Below are 15912 nucleotides of genomic sequence, written 5' to 3' on the forward strand. Positions count from 1 at the left end.
TTGATCTAATCTTGAGCGGACTCAGAGCCACTCTTGATCTCCGCCCAACAAAGTTATGAAAAGCAGATCTGGGCGTTTCCAGGCTGAATCAGGGAACGGGAAACAACATGGAAAGTGGTGCTCGCCCGTCACCGGGCCTGATGCTCATCATCGTGGTCTGCATGACCGTCCTGCTGGGCATTGGAGGGTCGGCCGCTTTCGCATTGTGGCAGCAGAGTTCCCAGGCGTCTGTCACGGATCAATCCGTGAACTCCGCCCCGAGCACCACGGGCGCCCCTTAGCCCACCGCTGATTCCAGAAATGCTGTGAGCCGATCTTCGAGCATGGACCTGTCCTTCAGCTGGCACTCCCACACCGTCAATACCTGCCAGCCGGTAGCTTCCAACTGTTCCCGCTGCAGCGCGTCCCTTTCGCGGGTTCGTGTTCGCTTGGCTTCCCAGAACTCGGCATTCGCTGCAGGGGCGTGCTGCCCTGCTTTGCAGTCATGGAAATGCCAGAAGCAACCGTTGACGAAAATAACCTTGCGCCTTCCCGCGAACACCAGGTCCGGGCGGCCCGGTAGTTTGGCCGCTCCGGACTGGCCGTGGAGCCGGTACCGGTAGCCTTTCGCGTGCAGGAGCCTGCGGACCAGCAGCTCAGGTTTGGTGTTCTTCCCACGGATCTTGGACATGTTGCGGCTGCGCTGCTCCCGCGTCAGAAGGTCCCGGCTCTCGCCCATGCATCCAGCCTACCCAGGCTCCACCACCACTGTTCGGGGTGCTTGGAAGGACAACAACCGGATCCAGTCCGGGTTTGAATTCTGTAGACGGACCCCCTTGAGTGCGGCTGCCGTTTCATGAACGACGACGGCGGCCTCCAGCTCTGCGAGTTTGGCTCCTAGGCAGCGGTGGATCCCCGAGCCGAACGCCAAGCCGTACGGGGTTGGCCCCGAACGGTCGGCACCCTCGCCGTCTTCTGTTTCGGCCCAGGGGAATCCGTGGTTGCCGGTCAATTCCAGCAGGATCTCCTCACCGGCCGCGATAGGTGTGCCGTCAAGAAGGGCGTCGTTGGTAGCCACCCGCCGCCAGGTGGGAACGGAGGACTCGCTAGCAAGGACGTGCCGGACCAGGTCGCGCGCTTTCAGACCGCTTGCCGCCTCGCTCCACGAGATGCCCCGGGAGCCCTCGGCCAACCGGAACAGCGTGGTGCTGATGAGTTGGGTGGTGGTCTCTTGGCCTGCGATCAGGAGGAAGTAGCCCAATGAGCAGATTTCCTGTGTGCTCAGCCCGTGGAGGGCAAGCGCATTGAAGAGGTTGGAGCCCGGCGAAGCCACAGACTCCAGGACCAATTCCCTCAACCAGGTGTAGAAGTCCGCGGCGCTCTGTGCCAATTCGAGTTGCCGGTCAGCATCCGGCCAACCCCAGAACAGTTCCAAGGAGTCCAAGCTCCACGCCTTCAATGCGGGCACGTCGCGGACCGGCAGCCCCAACATTTCCAGCATGATGACCGCCGGGGGATCCGCGGCCACGGCCTGGACGAGGTCCACGCTTCCATCAGAGGCGAGGGCTTGCGCTGCACGGGCTGCCGATTCCCGGGCCAGGCCGCGAATACGGGGTTCCATGGCCGCCACTTTGGCTGGCGTGAAGAAGCCCGCCACCACCTTCCGGATGCCGGTATGGGTCTCGGTGTGGTTGCTCGCCAGGACCGGCGGCAGCGCGAACCGGGCTTTCTGCAGTATGCGCAGCGCCCGCCCACTCAACGGCGTTACAGCGAGCAGGGCGTTGGCCGGGCTGAAGTCATGGGGCCTGTGCAACACTTCCCGCACCGTGTCGGGGCTCCGCAGCACCCGGTAAGGACAGCTTCCGGACTCAGGAAGTCCTGGTTCCGCAGCCATAGTCGCGCTCATGCCGGAAGCTCTTCGAGCCAATCGCACGCTCGGGCGCCGAAAACGGCAGGATCCAGTCCGGAGGCATCAGCAGGAACCGTCCCCAGGAACGGAACGGACCAACTCCTCAGAGTGGCCAGATTACTGAGCTCCACCGCGCTCGGCGTCGCCGGCCAGCTCCCAAGGACCAACCCCACCACCGGCAGGCCCCGGGTGTCCAGCGCCTCCAGCGTCAGCGCCGTGTGGTTCAACGTGCCCAACGCCGGCCGTGCAACCACGGCAAAACCAGCCTTGTCACCCAGGTGCGCGCCGAGATCAGCCAGCGTCCCGCCGTCGTGGTCCAACTCCACCAGCAGCCCGCCGGCGCCTTCCACCAGCACGTGGTCATGGCGGACAGACAACTCACGGATCCGCTGGGCATGGGCGGCCAGTGGGGGCAACGTGACCCCATCCAGTGCGGCGGCGGGGACGGGAGCCATGGGTTCTTCAAGAACCACGCCGGCTTCCGCAGTGAGTGGATCCGCCAACCGGGCAACCTCGGCGCAGTCTGAGTCACCCAGCACGTTTCCGCTTTGGCACGGCTTATAGACGGCAACCTTCCGGCCGCGCGCATGAAGCGCGGCGGTGAGGGCCGCCGTCGTAATGGTCTTGCCGACGCCGGTATCGGTACCGGTGACCAGGATGACGGTAGGTAGTTTCATGATGTTCTCTCCAGGATGCTGCGCAACACCGCGCAGGCTTGCTCAATGTCGGTCGGCGTGAGGGTGGCCCGCGCGGTGAGTCGAAGACGGGACGCCCCGTCCGGGACGGACGGCGGACGGAAACACCCCACGCTGACGCCCGCCGTATGTGCTTTCTTGCTGGCGGCGAGGGCCGCTTCGGCGGACGGCATGGGTATGGACTGGACTGCTCCGGCGGAACGGTCGACGGCGGTGCCGAGCCTCTGCAGCGCGGGTTGCAGTTGGGCAGACAGGGCGGCTGCATTGCGGTGGACGGCCGCGGCACGCCAAGGCTCTGCCCTGATGATGCCAATGGCCGCGAGCGCGGCGGCGGCCGCAGGGGGAGCCAACGCGGTGTCGAAGATGAAGCTTCTGGCCCGGTTCACCAGATGGTCCCTGACCAGCGATGAGCCGAGGACAGCGCCGCCTTGGCTGCCGAGCGCCTTGGAAAGGGTGGCGGTGACGATGACGTTGGGATGTCCGGCCAAGCGGGTTCCTGCGATCGCCCCACACCCTTGCTGGCTTCCGGTTCCCGCGACGCCCAAGCTGTGGGCTTCGTCCACCAACAGCATGGCGTCGTGTGTTTCGGCCAGCTCCAGGAGTTCCGCAAGTGGTGATGCATCCCCGCCCACGCTATAGATGGATTCCACGGCGATGACCGCCCGCGGGTGGATGCGGTTGGCCAAAGCCTTCGCTGCGTCCTCCACGCTGTTGTGCCTGAAATTTTTCACCTCGGAGCGGCTCAACCGGAAGCCGTCCATCAACGAGGCGTGGCATTGCTCGTCGGCCACCATCAACGTGCCTGGGCCGCCGAGGGCCGTAGTGACACCCAGATTCGCGAGGTAACCCGAGGAAAAGACCAACGCTGCGTCCGCCCCTATCAGGTGAGCGAGTTCGTGCTCCAACTCCAGGTGCAGTTCGGTGGTGCCCGCCACCAATCGCGATGACGTAGCGCCCGTGCCCCACATTGCGATGGCTTCCCGCGCAGCTTCGGCCAGCCTGGGGTCCGTGGCCAAGCCGAGGTAGTCGTTGCTGGCGAGATCAATCATCCCGGGGTTCACCCCGCGAACCAGCGGCGACCTAACCAATCCCCGGCGCTCGCGGACGCGGGCTTGGTCCTGCAGCCAGTGGGTCATTGCGGCGCTCACGCAGCCACCCGCTGGTTGGAGGTTTCCTCTACGGCAGCCACCATCGCAGCGGCCATCATGCCCACTTCGGCAGCGGTACTGACATACGGCGGCATCGCGTAGACGAGGTTCCTGAACGGGCGTACCCACACCCCGTGTTTCACGGCGGCGCGAGTCACCGCAGTGACATCCACGGCGTCGGTTAGCTCAATGACCCCCACGGCGCCGAAGGTACGAACGTCCGTAACGGCGTCGAGCTTCGCTGCCGGAGCCAGGCCTGCCGTGAGAGCGGCACCGACGCGTGACACGTCCGCGCTCCAACCGCCCGCCGCAAGGATGCCCAGGCTTGCGTTTGCTGCGGCGCACGCCAGGGGATTGGCCATGAAAGTTGGCCCGTGCAGGAGAGCCCCCGCCTCGCCTGCGGAAACCGTGCGGGCAACGTCGCCCGTGCACAGCGTCGCAGCGAGGGTGAGGTAACCGCCGGTCAGGGCCTTGCCGACGCACAGAATGTCCGGGACGACCCCCGCGTGCTGCGCCGCGAAGAGCTCGCCGGTTCGCCCGAATCCCGTGGCGATCTCGTCCAGGATCAGCAGCAAACCGTGGTGGTCCGCGATCCCGCGCAAGATCCGAACACACTTGGCCGGGTACATGAACATTCCCCCCGCACCCTGGAGCATTGGCTCCACGATGATCGCGGCGAGTTCGTTGGAATGGAGCCGGGCCAGCTCTTCCACTGCGGCCCGCCACTGCTCCATGGCTGCTGCGGTGGCCGTTGCCGCCGCAGGCGGACGCGGGGCGAAGACATTGCCGGCCAACAACCCCGGAAATGAGGAATGCATGCCGTCCACGGGATCGCACACGCCCATGGCCGCGAAGGTGTCACCGTGATAGCCGCCGCGGATCGTCAGGAAGCGCTGCCGTTTGGGCAGTCCACTGGCCGTTTGGAACTGCACTGCCAGTTTGAGGGCGACCTCCACGGAGATGGAACCGGAATCTGCCAGGAACACGCGTTCCAAGCGTCGGCCCGGTTCGCCCGGTGCCATGGCCAACAGGGTTTCCGCGAGTTCCACAGCTGGTTGGTGCGTGAGCCCACCGAACATCACGTGGCTGAAAGTACTGAGCTGGCGTTGGATGGCGGCGTCCATGATGGGGTTCCGGTAGCCGTGGATCACCGACCACCACGACGACATCGCGTCCAGCACCTCATGCGTCCGCCCCTGTTCGTTACGGAGTCGCAGCGCCACGCCGTCGGCGGCTTCTACTTCCCAGAGCGGCAGCGTTGCCGAGGCCGGCGCGTACGGGTGCCACAACGTGGCCCGGTCGCGATCGATCAGCGAGCTCATGACATCAGCCTCCCGTGCCGGGAGCATTCAGCCGTCCACCCCAAGGGCGTTACCTGCACTTTCATGCGGCGTCGGCACTGTGGGCAAAAGCGCGGCGGCTCCATCGCCAGGCGCTGTTGGCAGCTGTGGTGGGCGTCCGACGTCGGGCCGTCACCACCGTAGGCACCGTCACCGCCTTCGCCACCGCAGTGCCCGCAGAATTGCTGTGAAACTGCGGTGGTCACAGTGACTTCTGGAATTCCTTGATGGGCATGTTGAGCTCCACCAGGAGGTTGAGGTCGGCATTGGCGGGGCGGCCCAGAGTAGTGAGGTAGTTGCCCACGATCACGGCGTTGATGCCGCCGAGCAGGCCCTCCCGGGTGCCGAGGTCGCCGAGGGTCAGTTCACGGCCGCCGGCGTAGCGGAGCACCGTGCGCGGCATCGCGAGCCGGAACGCGGCGATGGCACGGAGGGCGTCCTTGCCGTCCATGATGCCTTGGTTCTCCAACGGCGTGCCGGGGCGTGGGTTGAGGAAGTTCAGTGGAACCTCATGCGGTTCAAGGGCGGCGAGCTGCGCGGCGAGTTCAGCCCGTTGCGCCAGCGACTCGCCCATTCCGATCAGCGCACCGCAGCACAGTTCCATTCCGGCGGCTTTGACCATGGCGCAAGTTTCCAGGCGTTCCTCATAGCTGTGGGTGGTGACGACCTCGGGAAAGTAGCTCCGGGCCGTTTCCAGGTTGTGGTTGTAGCGGTGCACGCCCCACTCGGCCAGCTGGTCCACCTGGCGCTGCGTGAGCATGCCCAAGGAACACGCGATGTTGATGTCCACTTCCTCGTTGATGCGGTCAATCGCGAACTTGATCTGGTTCATGAGCTTGATGTCCGGGCCACGGACTGCGGCGACGATGCAGAACTCCGTGGCACCCGTGGCGGCGGTCTCCTTGGCTGCTTTGACCAGCTCGGGGATGTCCAGCCACACACCACGAACGGGGGAGTCGAACAGGCCGGACTGGCTGCAGAAATGGCAGTCCTCGGGGCAGCCGCCGGTCTTGATGGAGATGATGCCTTCCACTTCCACGTCCTCGCCGCAGTGCTTGAGGCGAACCTCGTGGGCGAGTTGCAGGGCTTCCGGGATGGCGTCGTCGGGGAGCTCCAGGATGTGGATGAGTTGGGATTCGTTCAGGCCTTCGCCCCGTTCGAGGACCTGCTCGCGGGCGGTTTCCAGGATGGCGTAGGAGGCGGTTTCCCGGGGTGCTTGGGTTGCTCTGGTGGTCATGTCCTTGACGGTATCCGTGCTGGTGACGGGCAATTTTGTGGGGTGCACACAAACCGAGCTGGTTGATTTTGGACTTGAACGCACGGGGCAGCTGGTGCAGAAGTTACAGCTGCGAAACATGGACGTGACTGAATTGACGCGCTGCGTGACTAGCGTCGTGGGCGAGGCAAAGTCCCCGACGAAAGCGACGACGAATGACCGACGACAAGGCGAGCACCGCCACACTGGAACCGACGACGGCGGGAGGCACCGCCGTCGGAATCGGTACTACGGGCATACCGGCGGCAGGCAACGCCGACGCGATGAGTGCCGCGAAAGAGAGCCTGGAAGATTACACGCTCCGGTTCGCCCCGCGGTCCTACCGGAAATGGAGCGCCGGTGTGGTGGCGACCAGTGCCCTGGGTGGCATTGCATACCTGGCCGACTTCTCGATCGGCGCGAACATCGGCATCGCCTATGGAACAGTGAACGCGATCTTTGGCATCATCGTGGCGGCAGTGATCATCTTCGCCACAGGATTCCCGCTGGCCTACTATGCAGCCCGCTACAACATTGACCTGGACCTCATCACCCGGGGTTCGGGCTTTGGCTACTACGGCTCCGTGGTCACCAACATCATCTTTGCCACCTTCACGTTCATTTTCTTCGCACTCGAGGGCTCCATCATGGCCCAAGGGCTGCAGCTGGGCCTCGGCATTCCGCAGTGGATCGGCTATGCGGTGTCCACCATCATCATCATTCCGCTGGTGATCTACGGGATGAAAACCTTGGCCACCTTGCAGGTGTGGACCACGCCCCTGTGGTTGCTGCTCATGGTGGTTCCCGTGGGCTACCTGCTGCTGTCCCATCCCGAGAGCATCGATGCCTTCTTCGCTTTCACGGGTGCTTCCGGCGAAGGCGGCCCCAACCTGGCTTCGGTGATGCTGGCCGCAGGTGTCTGCTTGTCCCTCATGGCGCAGATCGCGGAGCAGATCGACTACCTTCGCTTCATGCCGCCCAAGACCGCCGAAAACAAGGGTGCTTGGTGGCGCGCAGTGATCCTCGCCGGACCAGGCTGGGTCATCTTCGGTGCCATCAAACAGATCATTGGCCTGTTCATTGCGATCTACCTCATCGCCAAGCTCGACCCCGCAGCCGCTTCTTCCGCAAATGAGCCGGTTCACCAGTTCCTGGGCGTCTACGAAGAGATGATGCCGGCCTGGCTCGCCATGACCCTGGCCGTGGTGCTGGTGGTCATCTCGCAGATCAAGATCAACGTCACCAACGCCTACTCCGGATCGCTCGCCTGGACCAACTCCTTCACGCGCATCACCAAAACCTACCCGGGCCGCATGGTGTTCGTGGTGGTCAACCTGGTCATCGCGCTGATCCTCATGGAATCGAACATGTTCGAGTTCCTCAACACGATCCTGGGCTTCTACGCCAACTGCGCCATGGCCTGGGTTGTCACGGTGGCCTCGGACATAGCCATCAACAAGTACCTGCTGAAGATTTCGCCCAAGGTCCCGGAATTCCGCCGCGGGATGCTCTATGCCGTGAACCCGGTGGGCTTCGTATCCATGCTCGTCTCTGCCGGGGTGTCCATTGCAGTGTTCTTCGGGGCATTCGGTGCAGCGGTCCAACCGTTCTCGCCGATCTTCGCCGTGGGCCTGGCCTTGGTGTTGCCGCCTGTGTTGGCTCTGGTGACGCGAGGCCGCTACTACCTTCGCCGGACCGACGACGGCATCGACCTGCCCATGTTCGACGCCGACGGTAACCCGAGCGACCAGAAGCTCCTCTGCCACGTTACCGGGCTTGAGTTCGAACGCCCGGACATGCTCCGCTCAGCCCAGGACGGGCCCGACGGCGAACCCCAGTACATCTCATCCCTCGCCTTGTCTACGGACAAGTCGGGCGAGTTGGTACTCCCGGCACAGAAGTAGTCCCCCAACCCAACTGAGGGACAGCACCTGCTTGGGTTTACGTGAACGCCCCGGCTTCCATTGGGGGAGCCGGGGCGTTGCGCTGTGTGTTTAGTGTGCTGCGGCCTACTTGTCGAAGGCGTCCTTCGCGGTGTCCTTGACGTTCTCGCCGGCCTGCTTGGTCTTGGCAGCCGCTTGGTCAGCGACACCTTCGGCCTGCAGCTTCTGGTTGTTCGTGGCGTCACCCAAGGCTTCCTTCGCCTTGCCGGTGACTTCCTGCGCCTTGTTGCTGATCTTGTCTCCGAGTCCCATGGGCTCTCCTTCGATGTAATCCAACACTGACGATTGCTAGGCTAACGAGCAATTCTGGGTACTTCCTGAACATCTCCCACGAATCGTAAGGGTGCTTACACTGAGATCATGGCTGAGGAGACCCGCAACGAAGACACGGAGCAAACCGAGCTCGACGAGGACATCGCCATGGCGCTGGTGAACCACGTCATCAACACCCCGGACGATCCCGAGGATGAGACAGATCCGAGAACCAAGTATCCGTCCCAAGAATTTGAGCCGCAGACACAGGACTATCCCGGATGGACGGAGGCGATGAACCCGAGGCCTGATCACGGCGAGCAAAGCTATGTGGGACATCACCGCATGATGGGCATGCGGGCATTGATCACTGGTGGCGACAGTGGGATCGGCAGGGCAGTAGCCATTGCCTATGCCCGCGAAGGCGCAGATGTCGCGTTCACTTACCTGCCCGAAGAAGAACAGGACGCCGAGCAGACCGTCCAGCTCATCGAAGACGCCGGCAGCAGGGCCTTGGCATTGCCGGGCGACTTGCAGGACGAAGAGTTCTGCCAGGAAGTCATCGCCCAGACCGTGGCCGAATTCGATGGCCTCAACGTCCTGGTGAACAACGCGGGCTTCCAGATGACCACCGCGCAGGGCATGGAGGACCTGAGCAGCGAACAGTTCGATCGGACTTTCAAAACCAACGTCTATGCGCTGTTCTGGCTCACCAAGGCCGCCTTGCCGCACCTGAAGCCCGGCGCCGCGATCATCAACACTTCTTCCATTCAGGGCTACCATCCCAGTCCGTCGCTGATGGACTATGCAGCCACCAAGGCGGCCATCAACAGCATGACCTTCTCCCTGGCAGAATCACTCGGACCCAAGGGGATCAGGGTCAATGCAGTGGCGCCGGGTCCCGTATGGACACCCCTGCAACCGCCCACGCAGCCCGCGGAAAAGATCGAGAAGTTCGGTCAGGACACCCCGCTGGGCAGGGCGGGGCAGCCTGCCGAACTCGCCGCCACCTACGTGCTGCTGGCCACCGAAGAATCCAGTTACATTTCAGGATCAGTCATTGGCGTGACCGGCGGAAAGCACCTGGCCTAGTGGACTCTGACGTCCGGGGATGTGTCAGGGCTTGAGCACCACTTTGATGCAGCCGTCCTGTTTCTTCTGGAACTTCTCGTAGAGGGCCGGTGCCTCATCCAGTCCTCCCGTGTGGGTGACCAGATGCATGACCCCCAGCGGATCGGCGTCATCCTCCACCAAGGGGAGCAGATCGTCAATCCAACTGCGAACATTGCATTGACCCATGCGGAGCTGGATTTGCTTGTCGAACATGGTCAGGAGGGGCATCGGATCGGCCTGTCCGCCGTACACGCCGCTCAGTGAAATGGTCCCGCCTCGTCGCACCAGGTCCACCGCGGTGTGAAGCGCGGCAAGCCGGTCAACGCTCATGGTTTCCATGGCGACCTGCGCCGGCTTGTCCGGGAGCAAAGAGACCGCCCGGTGAAGGAAAGATGCCACCGGGGATCCGTGAGCTTCCATACCCACGGCGTCCACCACGGAGTCCGGGCCGCGGCCCAGCGTCTGCTCACGGATCTGCTCGGCGACGTGGGAGCTGTAGTCCATGGTCTCTATGCCATGCGTCTCCGCCATCGCGCGGCGCTCCGGGACCGGGTCTACGCCAATCACCCTGAAGCCCTTGTGGACGCCAATCCTCGCGGCGAACTGGCCCACGGGACCGAGCCCGAGCACAGCAAGCGTGCCACCCTCCGGCACGTTCGCATACTCAACTGCCTGCCACGCTGTGGGCAGGATGTCCGAGAGGAACAGGTAACGCTCATCCGGAGCATCCGAATCGACTTTGACGGGGCCATAGTCCGCGAAGGGAACACGCAGATATTGCGCCTGCCCGCCCGGGACCGAGCCATAAAGTTCGGAGTAGCCGAAAAGTGCCGCCCCTGATCCCTTCGCTGTCACCTGCGTCGTTTCACATTGCGACTGAAGGCCTTGGTTACACATATAGCAATGCCCGCAAGAGATGTTGAACGGCACTACAACGCGGTCGCCCTTCTTCAGCCGGTGGACTTCAGAGCCCACCTCCTCCACGATTCCCATGGGCTCGTGGCCGATGACGTCGCCCTTATGCATGTAGGGGCCCAGCACCTCATAGAGGTGGAGGTCGGAGCCGCAAATGGCTGTGGAGGTAATCCGGACAATCGCGTCCGTGGGTTCCTGGATGGAGGGGTCCGGGACGTCTTCGACGCTGAGCGAACGCCGGCCCTGCCATGTCACTGCTTTCACGATTGGTTCTCCCTGCGTTACGGCTGGCTGGGTCCCTCGCTGCTGGAGACCCTCCCAGCGAAGCAGAGATAGCGCGGGCGCACAAGGCTGCCCGGCCCCTCGACACCGCCAAGGGGCGGGCTTAGATTGAGGCCATGAGCGACCAACCGAACGAAGCTGAAGTGACGCCGTCCAAAGCCTCGGAGCCTGAGGTGCCTGCCGCCGTCGAGCATGACAGCGGTGAGGCCGGAACGGGCGATTTCACCACCGAACTGGACCCCACGTTCATCCCGGACGAAAGCGGTGAGACTCCGGAAGAGAAGCGCGCCAGGGAGCAACCGGAAGCGACGGGGAGCTGAAACTAGTAAGTACCCTGATTGATGGTGTTAAGCTGATGGAGGGAGAGAGTTTTCGGGCAGAGCTGACCGAGGAGTGATCGCGTTATCCAAAGCCGTTGTGGCTTCCGAATGAAGCTGCCCGCCTGAAAGGCCCGCACCGTTTCGAGGTTGCCCCAGCGGGGTACACCAGAGGTACCAAGCACAGCGTGGGCCACGAGCGGCGCCCACAGAAGCCGCTCACCAGGGAGGTAATCCACATGGATACAGGACAACTGGTACTTATTATCGTGCTGGCCGTCGTCGTCATCGCCGCTGTGATTGTCGCAGTTGTTGTGGGGCGTCGGAAAAAGGCTGAGGTCAACCGCCACCGCGCCGAAGAGTTGCGCGAGAAGGCGGCTGAGGAAGCCATCGGCGCACACCAGGCGAAGGCCGAATCTGCACAGGCGGAGGCCAACGCGCTGCAGGCCGAAGTCGAGGCGGAACGACTCCGAAAGGACGCGGAACGCCACGCCGAGAAGGCCAACGAAGCCCACGGGCGCGTCGAAGAACAACTTCGCCATGCGGACAAACTGGACCCGAAGACGAACCCGGACCGTTCACATGACGCGAACCGCTCACATGACGCGGACCGCGATCGCTCCCATGTCGCCGAGGGTGAGCGTCTCACCAGGGACCGCAGCGGGCGCGAGGGCACACCACGTGACGGCTCGACGCGTGAGGGTGACAGGAACCTATAGTTTCAGCGAAGAAACGGAGGCAGGAAGTGAGTATCGTGGTGAGGCGAACAGGTCAGGCGATGCGCGCCACTGAGACGAAGGCCAACAGGCATGCAGTCGATGTGGTTTTGGGGCACTTAGGCGAGATCGGGCCGGCTGTGGCAGCACTGCGCCGGGAATCTTCGCGGCTTGCCGAGTGGGGCGAGGAACTGGCTCGTGTCAGGTTGCGCGGCGGGAGTGTTTTCGCCGCAGGCAGCGACGGATCCTCCCACGAGGCGCAGAGGTTCACATCCGAACTGAATGCCCACGATCCCGTGAGCGGTTCGGGGTTCAAAGCCATCTCCATCACCAAGGCCGCGGCTGGTTCTGACGGCTCCGCCGGAAGCATGAGCGAGCAGGTATCCAAACAGGTTCGCCGGGGTGACATCGTGGTCCTGCTCGCCGCGAAAGGGATCACCGACGAACTCCGGGAGGCTGCCGCCGCCGCGAAGGCGCAAGGTGCACGCTTATGGGCACTGACCGGCAAGGAATCCAAGGACCTCGCACAGTCGGTAAATGAAGCCATCTGCATCGACACCGATCCGCCACATGCCGAAGAAGCGCACCTAGTGGCGGTGCTGGCGCTTTGCGAGTGCTTCGAAGACGCACTGAAGAACATCAAGCCGGAGTGATACGCCCCAACTAACTGGCAGTAGCGGTTGTTTTGAAGCGTCAGAACTACCGCTACTGCCAGCTACTTTGGCATGTGATCTGCGCCTCCTTCGGAATAGTTGCAGACGCCATACAGTTGCGCAGGATGAACGTGATTCAATCTGAAAGGAACTGCGCATGCTGTTTTCCCCTCTGGCCCTCGGCGAGCTTGAACTTTCCAACCGACTGGTGATGGCGCCCCTGACGCGCCTCCGCGCGGGTCAGAACGGGGTGCCGGGTTCATTGATCGCTGAGCATTATCGGCAACGGGCTTCCCTCGGCTTGATCGTTAGCGAGGGCACCTATCCCACGCCCGCCGGCCAGTCATACCCGGGACAGCCGGGGCTCGTCACGGAGGAGCAAATCGCAGGCTGGAAGAAGGTCACCGACGCTGTTCACGCTGCGGGCGGCCGCATCTTTGCGCAGATCATGCACGGCGGGCGCGTTTCGCACGCCGATATCACCAGTGGCCACGAGATCGTTGGCCCCAGCGCCGTCGCCATCGAAGGTGAAGTTCGCACGCCCAACGGCAAGCAGGCTTACCCGGTACCGCGCGAACTCCGCACCGACGAGCTCCCGGGAGTTATCCAGGAAATTGTCACCGCCTCCACGAACGCCATCGAGGCAGGTTTCGACGGCGTTGAGCTTCACTCCGCCAACGGCTACCTGTTGCACGAGTTCCTTGCGCCCAACTCCAACGTGCGCACTGACAGCTACGGCGGCTCCCCGGAGAACCGGGCCCGCTTCGTGATCGAGACAGTCAACGCCGTGGTGGAGGCGCTCGGCGCAAACCGCGTAGGCATCCGCATTTCCCCCGAGCACAATGTGCAGGGAATTGCCGAGACAGACGCCGCCGACGTCCGCGCAACCTACGAGGTTTTGGTGGACACCATCGCACCACTGAACCTGGCCTACCTGAGCATCCTCCACCATGACCCCAAGAGTGCCTTGGTCCAGGGTCTCCGCGAGCGTTTCAACGGCACGTTCCTGGTGAACACCGGCTTCAGCGAAATCACTACCCGTGACGAAGCTTTCGCCATCATCGAAGACGGCCTTGCCGACGCCGTAGTGGTGGGCCGCCCCGCCATTGCCAACCCGGACCTCGCACGCCGCTGGCGTGAAAGCCTGCCACTCAACGAGCCGGACGCCTCCACCTTCTACGCAGACGGCGCCGAGGGCTACACGGACTACCCGTTCTACTCGAACTAAAGCGCAGCACCCCAAGATAGACCACGACGTCGGCACCCGCCTGGGCGCCGACGTCGTGGTTTAACCCGTGCTCGCCCAACTGACTGGCACTAGTGGTTGTTCTGAGCCTTGATAACAACCACTTATGCGAGCTCGTTGGGGAATGTGACAGGACCGCTTCCTCGCCCGGCGCGTGCATTCCTATAGGATTTGTGCCATGGCTGAACCTTCCCCGTCCGTTGCCCGCGCTGGCTTTCCTGTCAGCCGCCAAGTGCTGGCCGACACTGTATACGAAGCCCTCCTCGAGTGGCTCATGGATGGTCGGTTGGAGCCCGGGGCAGCGGTGAGCATCGACGGGATGGCTCGCGAACTCGACGTTTCGCCGACGCCGGTGCGGGAAGCGTTGGCCCGTTTGGAGCACACGGGAATGGTGCGGCGTGTGGCGCTAAAGGGCTACCGTGTGGCACCCGTGTTCACCCGCGAGGACTTTGCCGAACTCATGGAGGCCCGGTTGTCCATTGAGCCGGTCAACGCCCGATTGGCCTGTTCGCGGATGACCCCCGACGGTCTTGACGCTCTGAAGCAAGCTGTGGAGGACCTGAAAACTGCTCCCCGTGGGGGGTCGTTTGCGGAGTACCGCAGTTACCTGGAAGCCGATGAGCGCTTCCACCAACTCATCGCCGCGCAAGCCAGCAACCAATTTCTGCTAGCCGCCTACAACACGCTGGGCGGGCAGATCCAACGCTTCCGACTGTTTGGGGGAGTGGGCATCACCGACGCCGAGCAAGCGATCGCTGAGCACCAGGCCGTCCTGGACGCCATGATCAGCGGGGACCCGGAAAGGGCCGCTTCCATGATGGTGGATCACGTCCAGAAGGTGCGCGGCCGAGCGATGGCAGACGCGCCGGAGGACTAGGCCCGGCACTCCTCCTGAGCCGCACCCGTTTCCGCCCGGCGCGCCCCTTTGGTGCCGGTTGCGCACCCGTTTCCGCTGTGCGCACCAGTGGTTACGGGGGCGTTTGGCGTCAAGTGGTGCGCCCCGCGCCCACGTCGACAGCCAAAGTGACCCTCTTCACTTCACATATGTAAGACATATAGGATCTAGGAAGTTTCGCAAAAGGGTTGACAGTGTTCCATCGTTCGTAAATCCTATAGGAAACAGGATTCCACGAAGGAGTGATCATCATGGCGTACACCGCCGAGAATTGGCCCATCACCGCGGCCCTCCTGCAGTTCCCCGGCGCGGATGCTGCAGGGCAACAGGTCAACGACGCCGATGCATCCGTTTGGGCCGCCGTTCTCCAGGAAGTCAAGGATGCCGGTTTCGCTAACGCAGACCTCACCGATAGCTGGGTTCGCCCGGGCGACCTCAGCAAGGAACGACTTGCCGAGTTCAAACAGACCGCTGATGAAGTGGGCATTGGCGTGCCGGTGATCTCCGCCATCCGCCGCAGCGTCATCCATGCCACGGACTGGGCGGACAACCTCGCCTACAGCCACCGCACCATCGACGCCGCTGCGGAGCTGGGCTGTGAAGTAGTGTCCTTCGGACTTCACCAGGCCATCACCCCTGAGCAGCAGAAGCAGCTGTGGTTCTGGACCGTCGAGGGTTACAAGGACCCCGTGGGGGACAAGGAGGCGTGGGGCAACGCCGTCTCCCGCATCCGGGAGCTTGGGAAGCATGCGGCCGAGGCCGGCGTCCTCCTCTCCCTGGAAATGTACGAAGACACGTACCTCGGAACCGCTGACTCCTCAGTGCAACTGGTCCAGGACATCGGCTTGGACAACGTTGGCCTGAACCCGGACCTTGGCAACCTGATCCGTTTGCACCGGCCCATCGAGGACTGGCGCGAGATGGTGGCAAAGACCCTGCCGTACTCCAACTACTGGCACATGAAGAACTACATCCGGGACGAAGACGTGGCCCGGGACAGCTACATCACCATGCCGGCGCCCATGGAAAGCGGCCTTATCAACTACCGCGAGGCCTTCAAGTTTGCGGTTTCCGTCGGCTTCCAAGGCATTCTTTGCACCGAGCACTACGGCGGCGATGGCCTCAGCGTCACGGCAAGCAACCAGGACTACCTCCGCCGGCACGTCCTGCCCAAGACCGACGGCTATGAGCTCGGCCAGAGCCAGGTAGCCCAGGGGCGCCAAGTACCGGCTACGCAGCTCGCAGGAGTCTAGG

18 protein-coding genes are annotated in these 15912 nt (G+C 63.2%); 9 read left to right on the forward strand and 9 right to left on the reverse strand.

Features of this window, described 5'->3' with window-relative positions; translation table 11 throughout:
* Nucleotides 1-107: 107 nt before the first annotated feature.
* A complete protein-coding gene (locus ARUE_RS24465) occupies nt 108-281 on the forward strand; it encodes a hypothetical protein (RefSeq protein WP_187329926.1) in 174 nt (57 codons plus the stop codon).
* Here ARUE_RS24465 and ARUE_RS05225 read toward each other — a convergent pair.
* The 7 genes from ARUE_RS05225 to bioB form a co-directional block, all read right to left on the reverse strand.
* Nucleotides 278-718: a very short patch repair endonuclease gene (locus ARUE_RS05225; protein ID WP_014920970.1), complete on the reverse strand. Its 441-nt coding sequence runs from the start codon at nt 716-718 to the stop codon at nt 278-280. The genes ARUE_RS24465 and ARUE_RS05225 overlap by 4 nt on opposite strands.
* Nucleotides 719-727: 9 nt before the next feature.
* Nucleotides 728-1885, reverse strand: a complete 1158-nt coding sequence (locus tag ARUE_RS05230) for a cytochrome P450 family protein (RefSeq protein WP_014920971.1) — start codon at nt 1883-1885, stop codon at nt 728-730.
* Nucleotides 1882-2565, reverse strand: a complete 684-nt coding sequence (bioD, locus tag ARUE_RS05235) for a dethiobiotin synthase (RefSeq protein WP_014920972.1) — start codon at nt 2563-2565, stop codon at nt 1882-1884. The genes ARUE_RS05230 and bioD overlap by 4 nt, the downstream gene beginning before the upstream one ends.
* Nucleotides 2562-3719: an 8-amino-7-oxononanoate synthase gene (locus tag ARUE_RS05240; protein ID WP_014920973.1), complete on the reverse strand. Its 1158-nt coding sequence runs from the start codon at nt 3717-3719 to the stop codon at nt 2562-2564. The genes bioD and ARUE_RS05240 overlap by 4 nt, the downstream gene beginning before the upstream one ends.
* An 8-nt stretch (nt 3720-3727) precedes the next feature.
* The gene (locus ARUE_RS05245; RefSeq protein ID WP_043471058.1) at nt 3728-5053 is read right to left on the reverse strand and encodes an adenosylmethionine--8-amino-7-oxononanoate transaminase; all 1326 of its coding nucleotides are present in this window, start codon (nt 5051-5053) and stop codon (nt 3728-3730) included.
* Complete coding sequence (bsaP, locus tag ARUE_RS25075) at nt 5050-5157, reverse strand: biotin synthase auxiliary protein BsaP (RefSeq protein WP_498601250.1); 108 nt, start codon at nt 5155-5157, stop codon at nt 5050-5052. Before bsaP ends, ARUE_RS05245 begins: the two co-directional genes overlap by 4 nt.
* A gap of 116 nt (nt 5158-5273) precedes the next feature.
* Complete coding sequence (gene bioB, locus ARUE_RS05250) at nt 5274-6308, reverse strand: biotin synthase BioB (RefSeq protein ID WP_051024912.1); 1035 nt, start codon at nt 6306-6308, stop codon at nt 5274-5276.
* A gap of 194 nt (nt 6309-6502) precedes the next feature.
* On the opposite strand from bioB, the gene ARUE_RS05255 reads away from it, so the two are divergent.
* Nucleotides 6503-8230 carry a purine-cytosine permease family protein gene (locus tag ARUE_RS05255; protein WP_011773827.1) on the forward strand — a complete coding sequence of 576 codons (1728 nt, stop codon included), beginning with the start codon at nt 6503-6505 and terminating at the stop codon, nt 8228-8230.
* 105 nt (nt 8231-8335) lie between these two features.
* Here ARUE_RS05255 and ARUE_RS05260 read toward each other — a convergent pair whose 3' ends face one another.
* On the reverse strand, nt 8336-8521 hold the full coding sequence (locus ARUE_RS05260) for a CsbD family protein (RefSeq protein WP_011773828.1): 186 nt from the start codon (nt 8519-8521) through the stop codon (nt 8336-8338).
* Between the two features lie 108 nt (nt 8522-8629).
* On the opposite strand from ARUE_RS05260, the gene ARUE_RS05265 reads away from it, so the two are divergent.
* A complete protein-coding gene (locus ARUE_RS05265) occupies nt 8630-9613 on the forward strand; it encodes an SDR family oxidoreductase (protein WP_014920977.1) in 984 nt (327 codons plus the stop codon).
* 24 nt (nt 9614-9637) lie between these two features.
* Here ARUE_RS05265 and ARUE_RS05270 read toward each other — a convergent pair whose 3' ends face one another.
* Nucleotides 9638-10813 carry a zinc-dependent alcohol dehydrogenase gene (locus ARUE_RS05270; protein WP_014920978.1) on the reverse strand — a complete coding sequence of 392 codons (1176 nt, stop codon included), beginning with the start codon at nt 10811-10813 and terminating at the stop codon, nt 9638-9640.
* Nucleotides 10814-10947: 134 nt separating this feature from the next.
* Between ARUE_RS05270 and ARUE_RS05275 the strand changes: the two genes are divergently transcribed.
* From ARUE_RS05275 to ARUE_RS05300, 6 genes are all read left to right on the forward strand, one after another.
* Nucleotides 10948-11151, forward strand: a complete 204-nt coding sequence (locus tag ARUE_RS05275) for a hypothetical protein (RefSeq protein ID WP_011773831.1) — start codon at nt 10948-10950, stop codon at nt 11149-11151.
* A gap of 236 nt (nt 11152-11387) precedes the next feature.
* On the forward strand, nt 11388-11867 hold the full coding sequence (locus ARUE_RS05280) for a hypothetical protein (protein WP_014920979.1): 480 nt from the start codon (nt 11388-11390) through the stop codon (nt 11865-11867).
* A gap of 26 nt (nt 11868-11893) precedes the next feature.
* Nucleotides 11894-12517, forward strand: a complete 624-nt coding sequence (locus tag ARUE_RS05285) for an SIS domain-containing protein (RefSeq protein ID WP_238324528.1) — start codon at nt 11894-11896, stop codon at nt 12515-12517.
* 157 nt (nt 12518-12674) lie between these two features.
* Nucleotides 12675-13745 (forward strand): alkene reductase, encoded by a 1071-nt coding sequence (locus ARUE_RS05290; protein WP_011773834.1) that lies wholly within the window; start codon nt 12675-12677, stop codon nt 13743-13745.
* A 196-nt stretch (nt 13746-13941) separates the two neighbouring features.
* The gene (locus ARUE_RS05295) at nt 13942-14640 is read left to right on the forward strand and encodes a GntR family transcriptional regulator (RefSeq protein WP_014920980.1); all 699 of its coding nucleotides are present in this window, start codon (nt 13942-13944) and stop codon (nt 14638-14640) included.
* A 269-nt stretch (nt 14641-14909) separates the two neighbouring features.
* Complete coding sequence (locus ARUE_RS05300; RefSeq protein ID WP_043471061.1) at nt 14910-15911, forward strand: sugar phosphate isomerase/epimerase family protein; 1002 nt, start codon at nt 14910-14912, stop codon at nt 15909-15911.
* The last annotated feature ends 1 nt before the right edge of the window (nt 15912 follow it).

The organism is Arthrobacter sp. Rue61a, from assembly GCF_000294695.2.
Taxonomy (GTDB): Bacteria; Actinomycetota; Actinomycetes; order Actinomycetales; family Micrococcaceae; genus Arthrobacter; species Arthrobacter aurescens_A.

Bases quoted from the DNA above. Each gene is read 5' to 3' on its own strand.
- ARUE_RS24465 (WP_187329926.1), top strand. From the start codon at position 108: ATGGAAAGTGGTGCTCGCCCGTCACCGGGCCTGATGCTCATCATCGTG.
- ARUE_RS05225 (WP_014920970.1), bottom strand. From the start codon at position 718: ATGGGCGAGAGCCGGGACCTTCTGACGCGGGAGCAGCGCAGCCGCAAC.
- ARUE_RS05230 (WP_014920971.1), bottom strand. From the start codon at position 1,885: ATGAGCGCGACTATGGCTGCGGAACCAGGACTTCCTGAGTCCGGAAGC.
- bioD (WP_014920972.1), bottom strand. From the start codon at position 2,565: ATGAAACTACCTACCGTCATCCTGGTCACCGGTACCGATACCGGCGTC.
- ARUE_RS05240 (WP_014920973.1), bottom strand. From the start codon at position 3,719: ATGACCCACTGGCTGCAGGACCAAGCCCGCGTCCGCGAGCGCCGGGGA.
- ARUE_RS05245 (WP_043471058.1), bottom strand. From the start codon at position 5,053: ATGAGCTCGCTGATCGATCGCGACCGGGCCACGTTGTGGCACCCGTAC.
- bsaP (WP_498601250.1), bottom strand. From the start codon at position 5,157: ATGGAGCCGCCGCGCTTTTGCCCACAGTGCCGACGCCGCATGAAAGTG.
- bioB (WP_051024912.1), bottom strand. From the start codon at position 6,308: ATGACCACCAGAGCAACCCAAGCACCCCGGGAAACCGCCTCCTACGCC.
- ARUE_RS05255 (WP_011773827.1), top strand. From the start codon at position 6,503: ATGACCGACGACAAGGCGAGCACCGCCACACTGGAACCGACGACGGCG.
- ARUE_RS05260 (WP_011773828.1), bottom strand. From the start codon at position 8,521: ATGGGACTCGGAGACAAGATCAGCAACAAGGCGCAGGAAGTCACCGGC.
- ARUE_RS05265 (WP_014920977.1), top strand. From the start codon at position 8,630: ATGGCTGAGGAGACCCGCAACGAAGACACGGAGCAAACCGAGCTCGAC.
- ARUE_RS05275 (WP_011773831.1), top strand. From the start codon at position 10,948: ATGAGCGACCAACCGAACGAAGCTGAAGTGACGCCGTCCAAAGCCTCG.
- ARUE_RS05280 (WP_014920979.1), top strand. From the start codon at position 11,388: ATGGATACAGGACAACTGGTACTTATTATCGTGCTGGCCGTCGTCGTC.
- ARUE_RS05290 (WP_011773834.1), top strand. From the start codon at position 12,675: ATGCTGTTTTCCCCTCTGGCCCTCGGCGAGCTTGAACTTTCCAACCGA.
- ARUE_RS05295 (WP_014920980.1), top strand. From the start codon at position 13,942: ATGGCTGAACCTTCCCCGTCCGTTGCCCGCGCTGGCTTTCCTGTCAGC.
- ARUE_RS05300 (WP_043471061.1), top strand. From the start codon at position 14,910: ATGGCGTACACCGCCGAGAATTGGCCCATCACCGCGGCCCTCCTGCAG.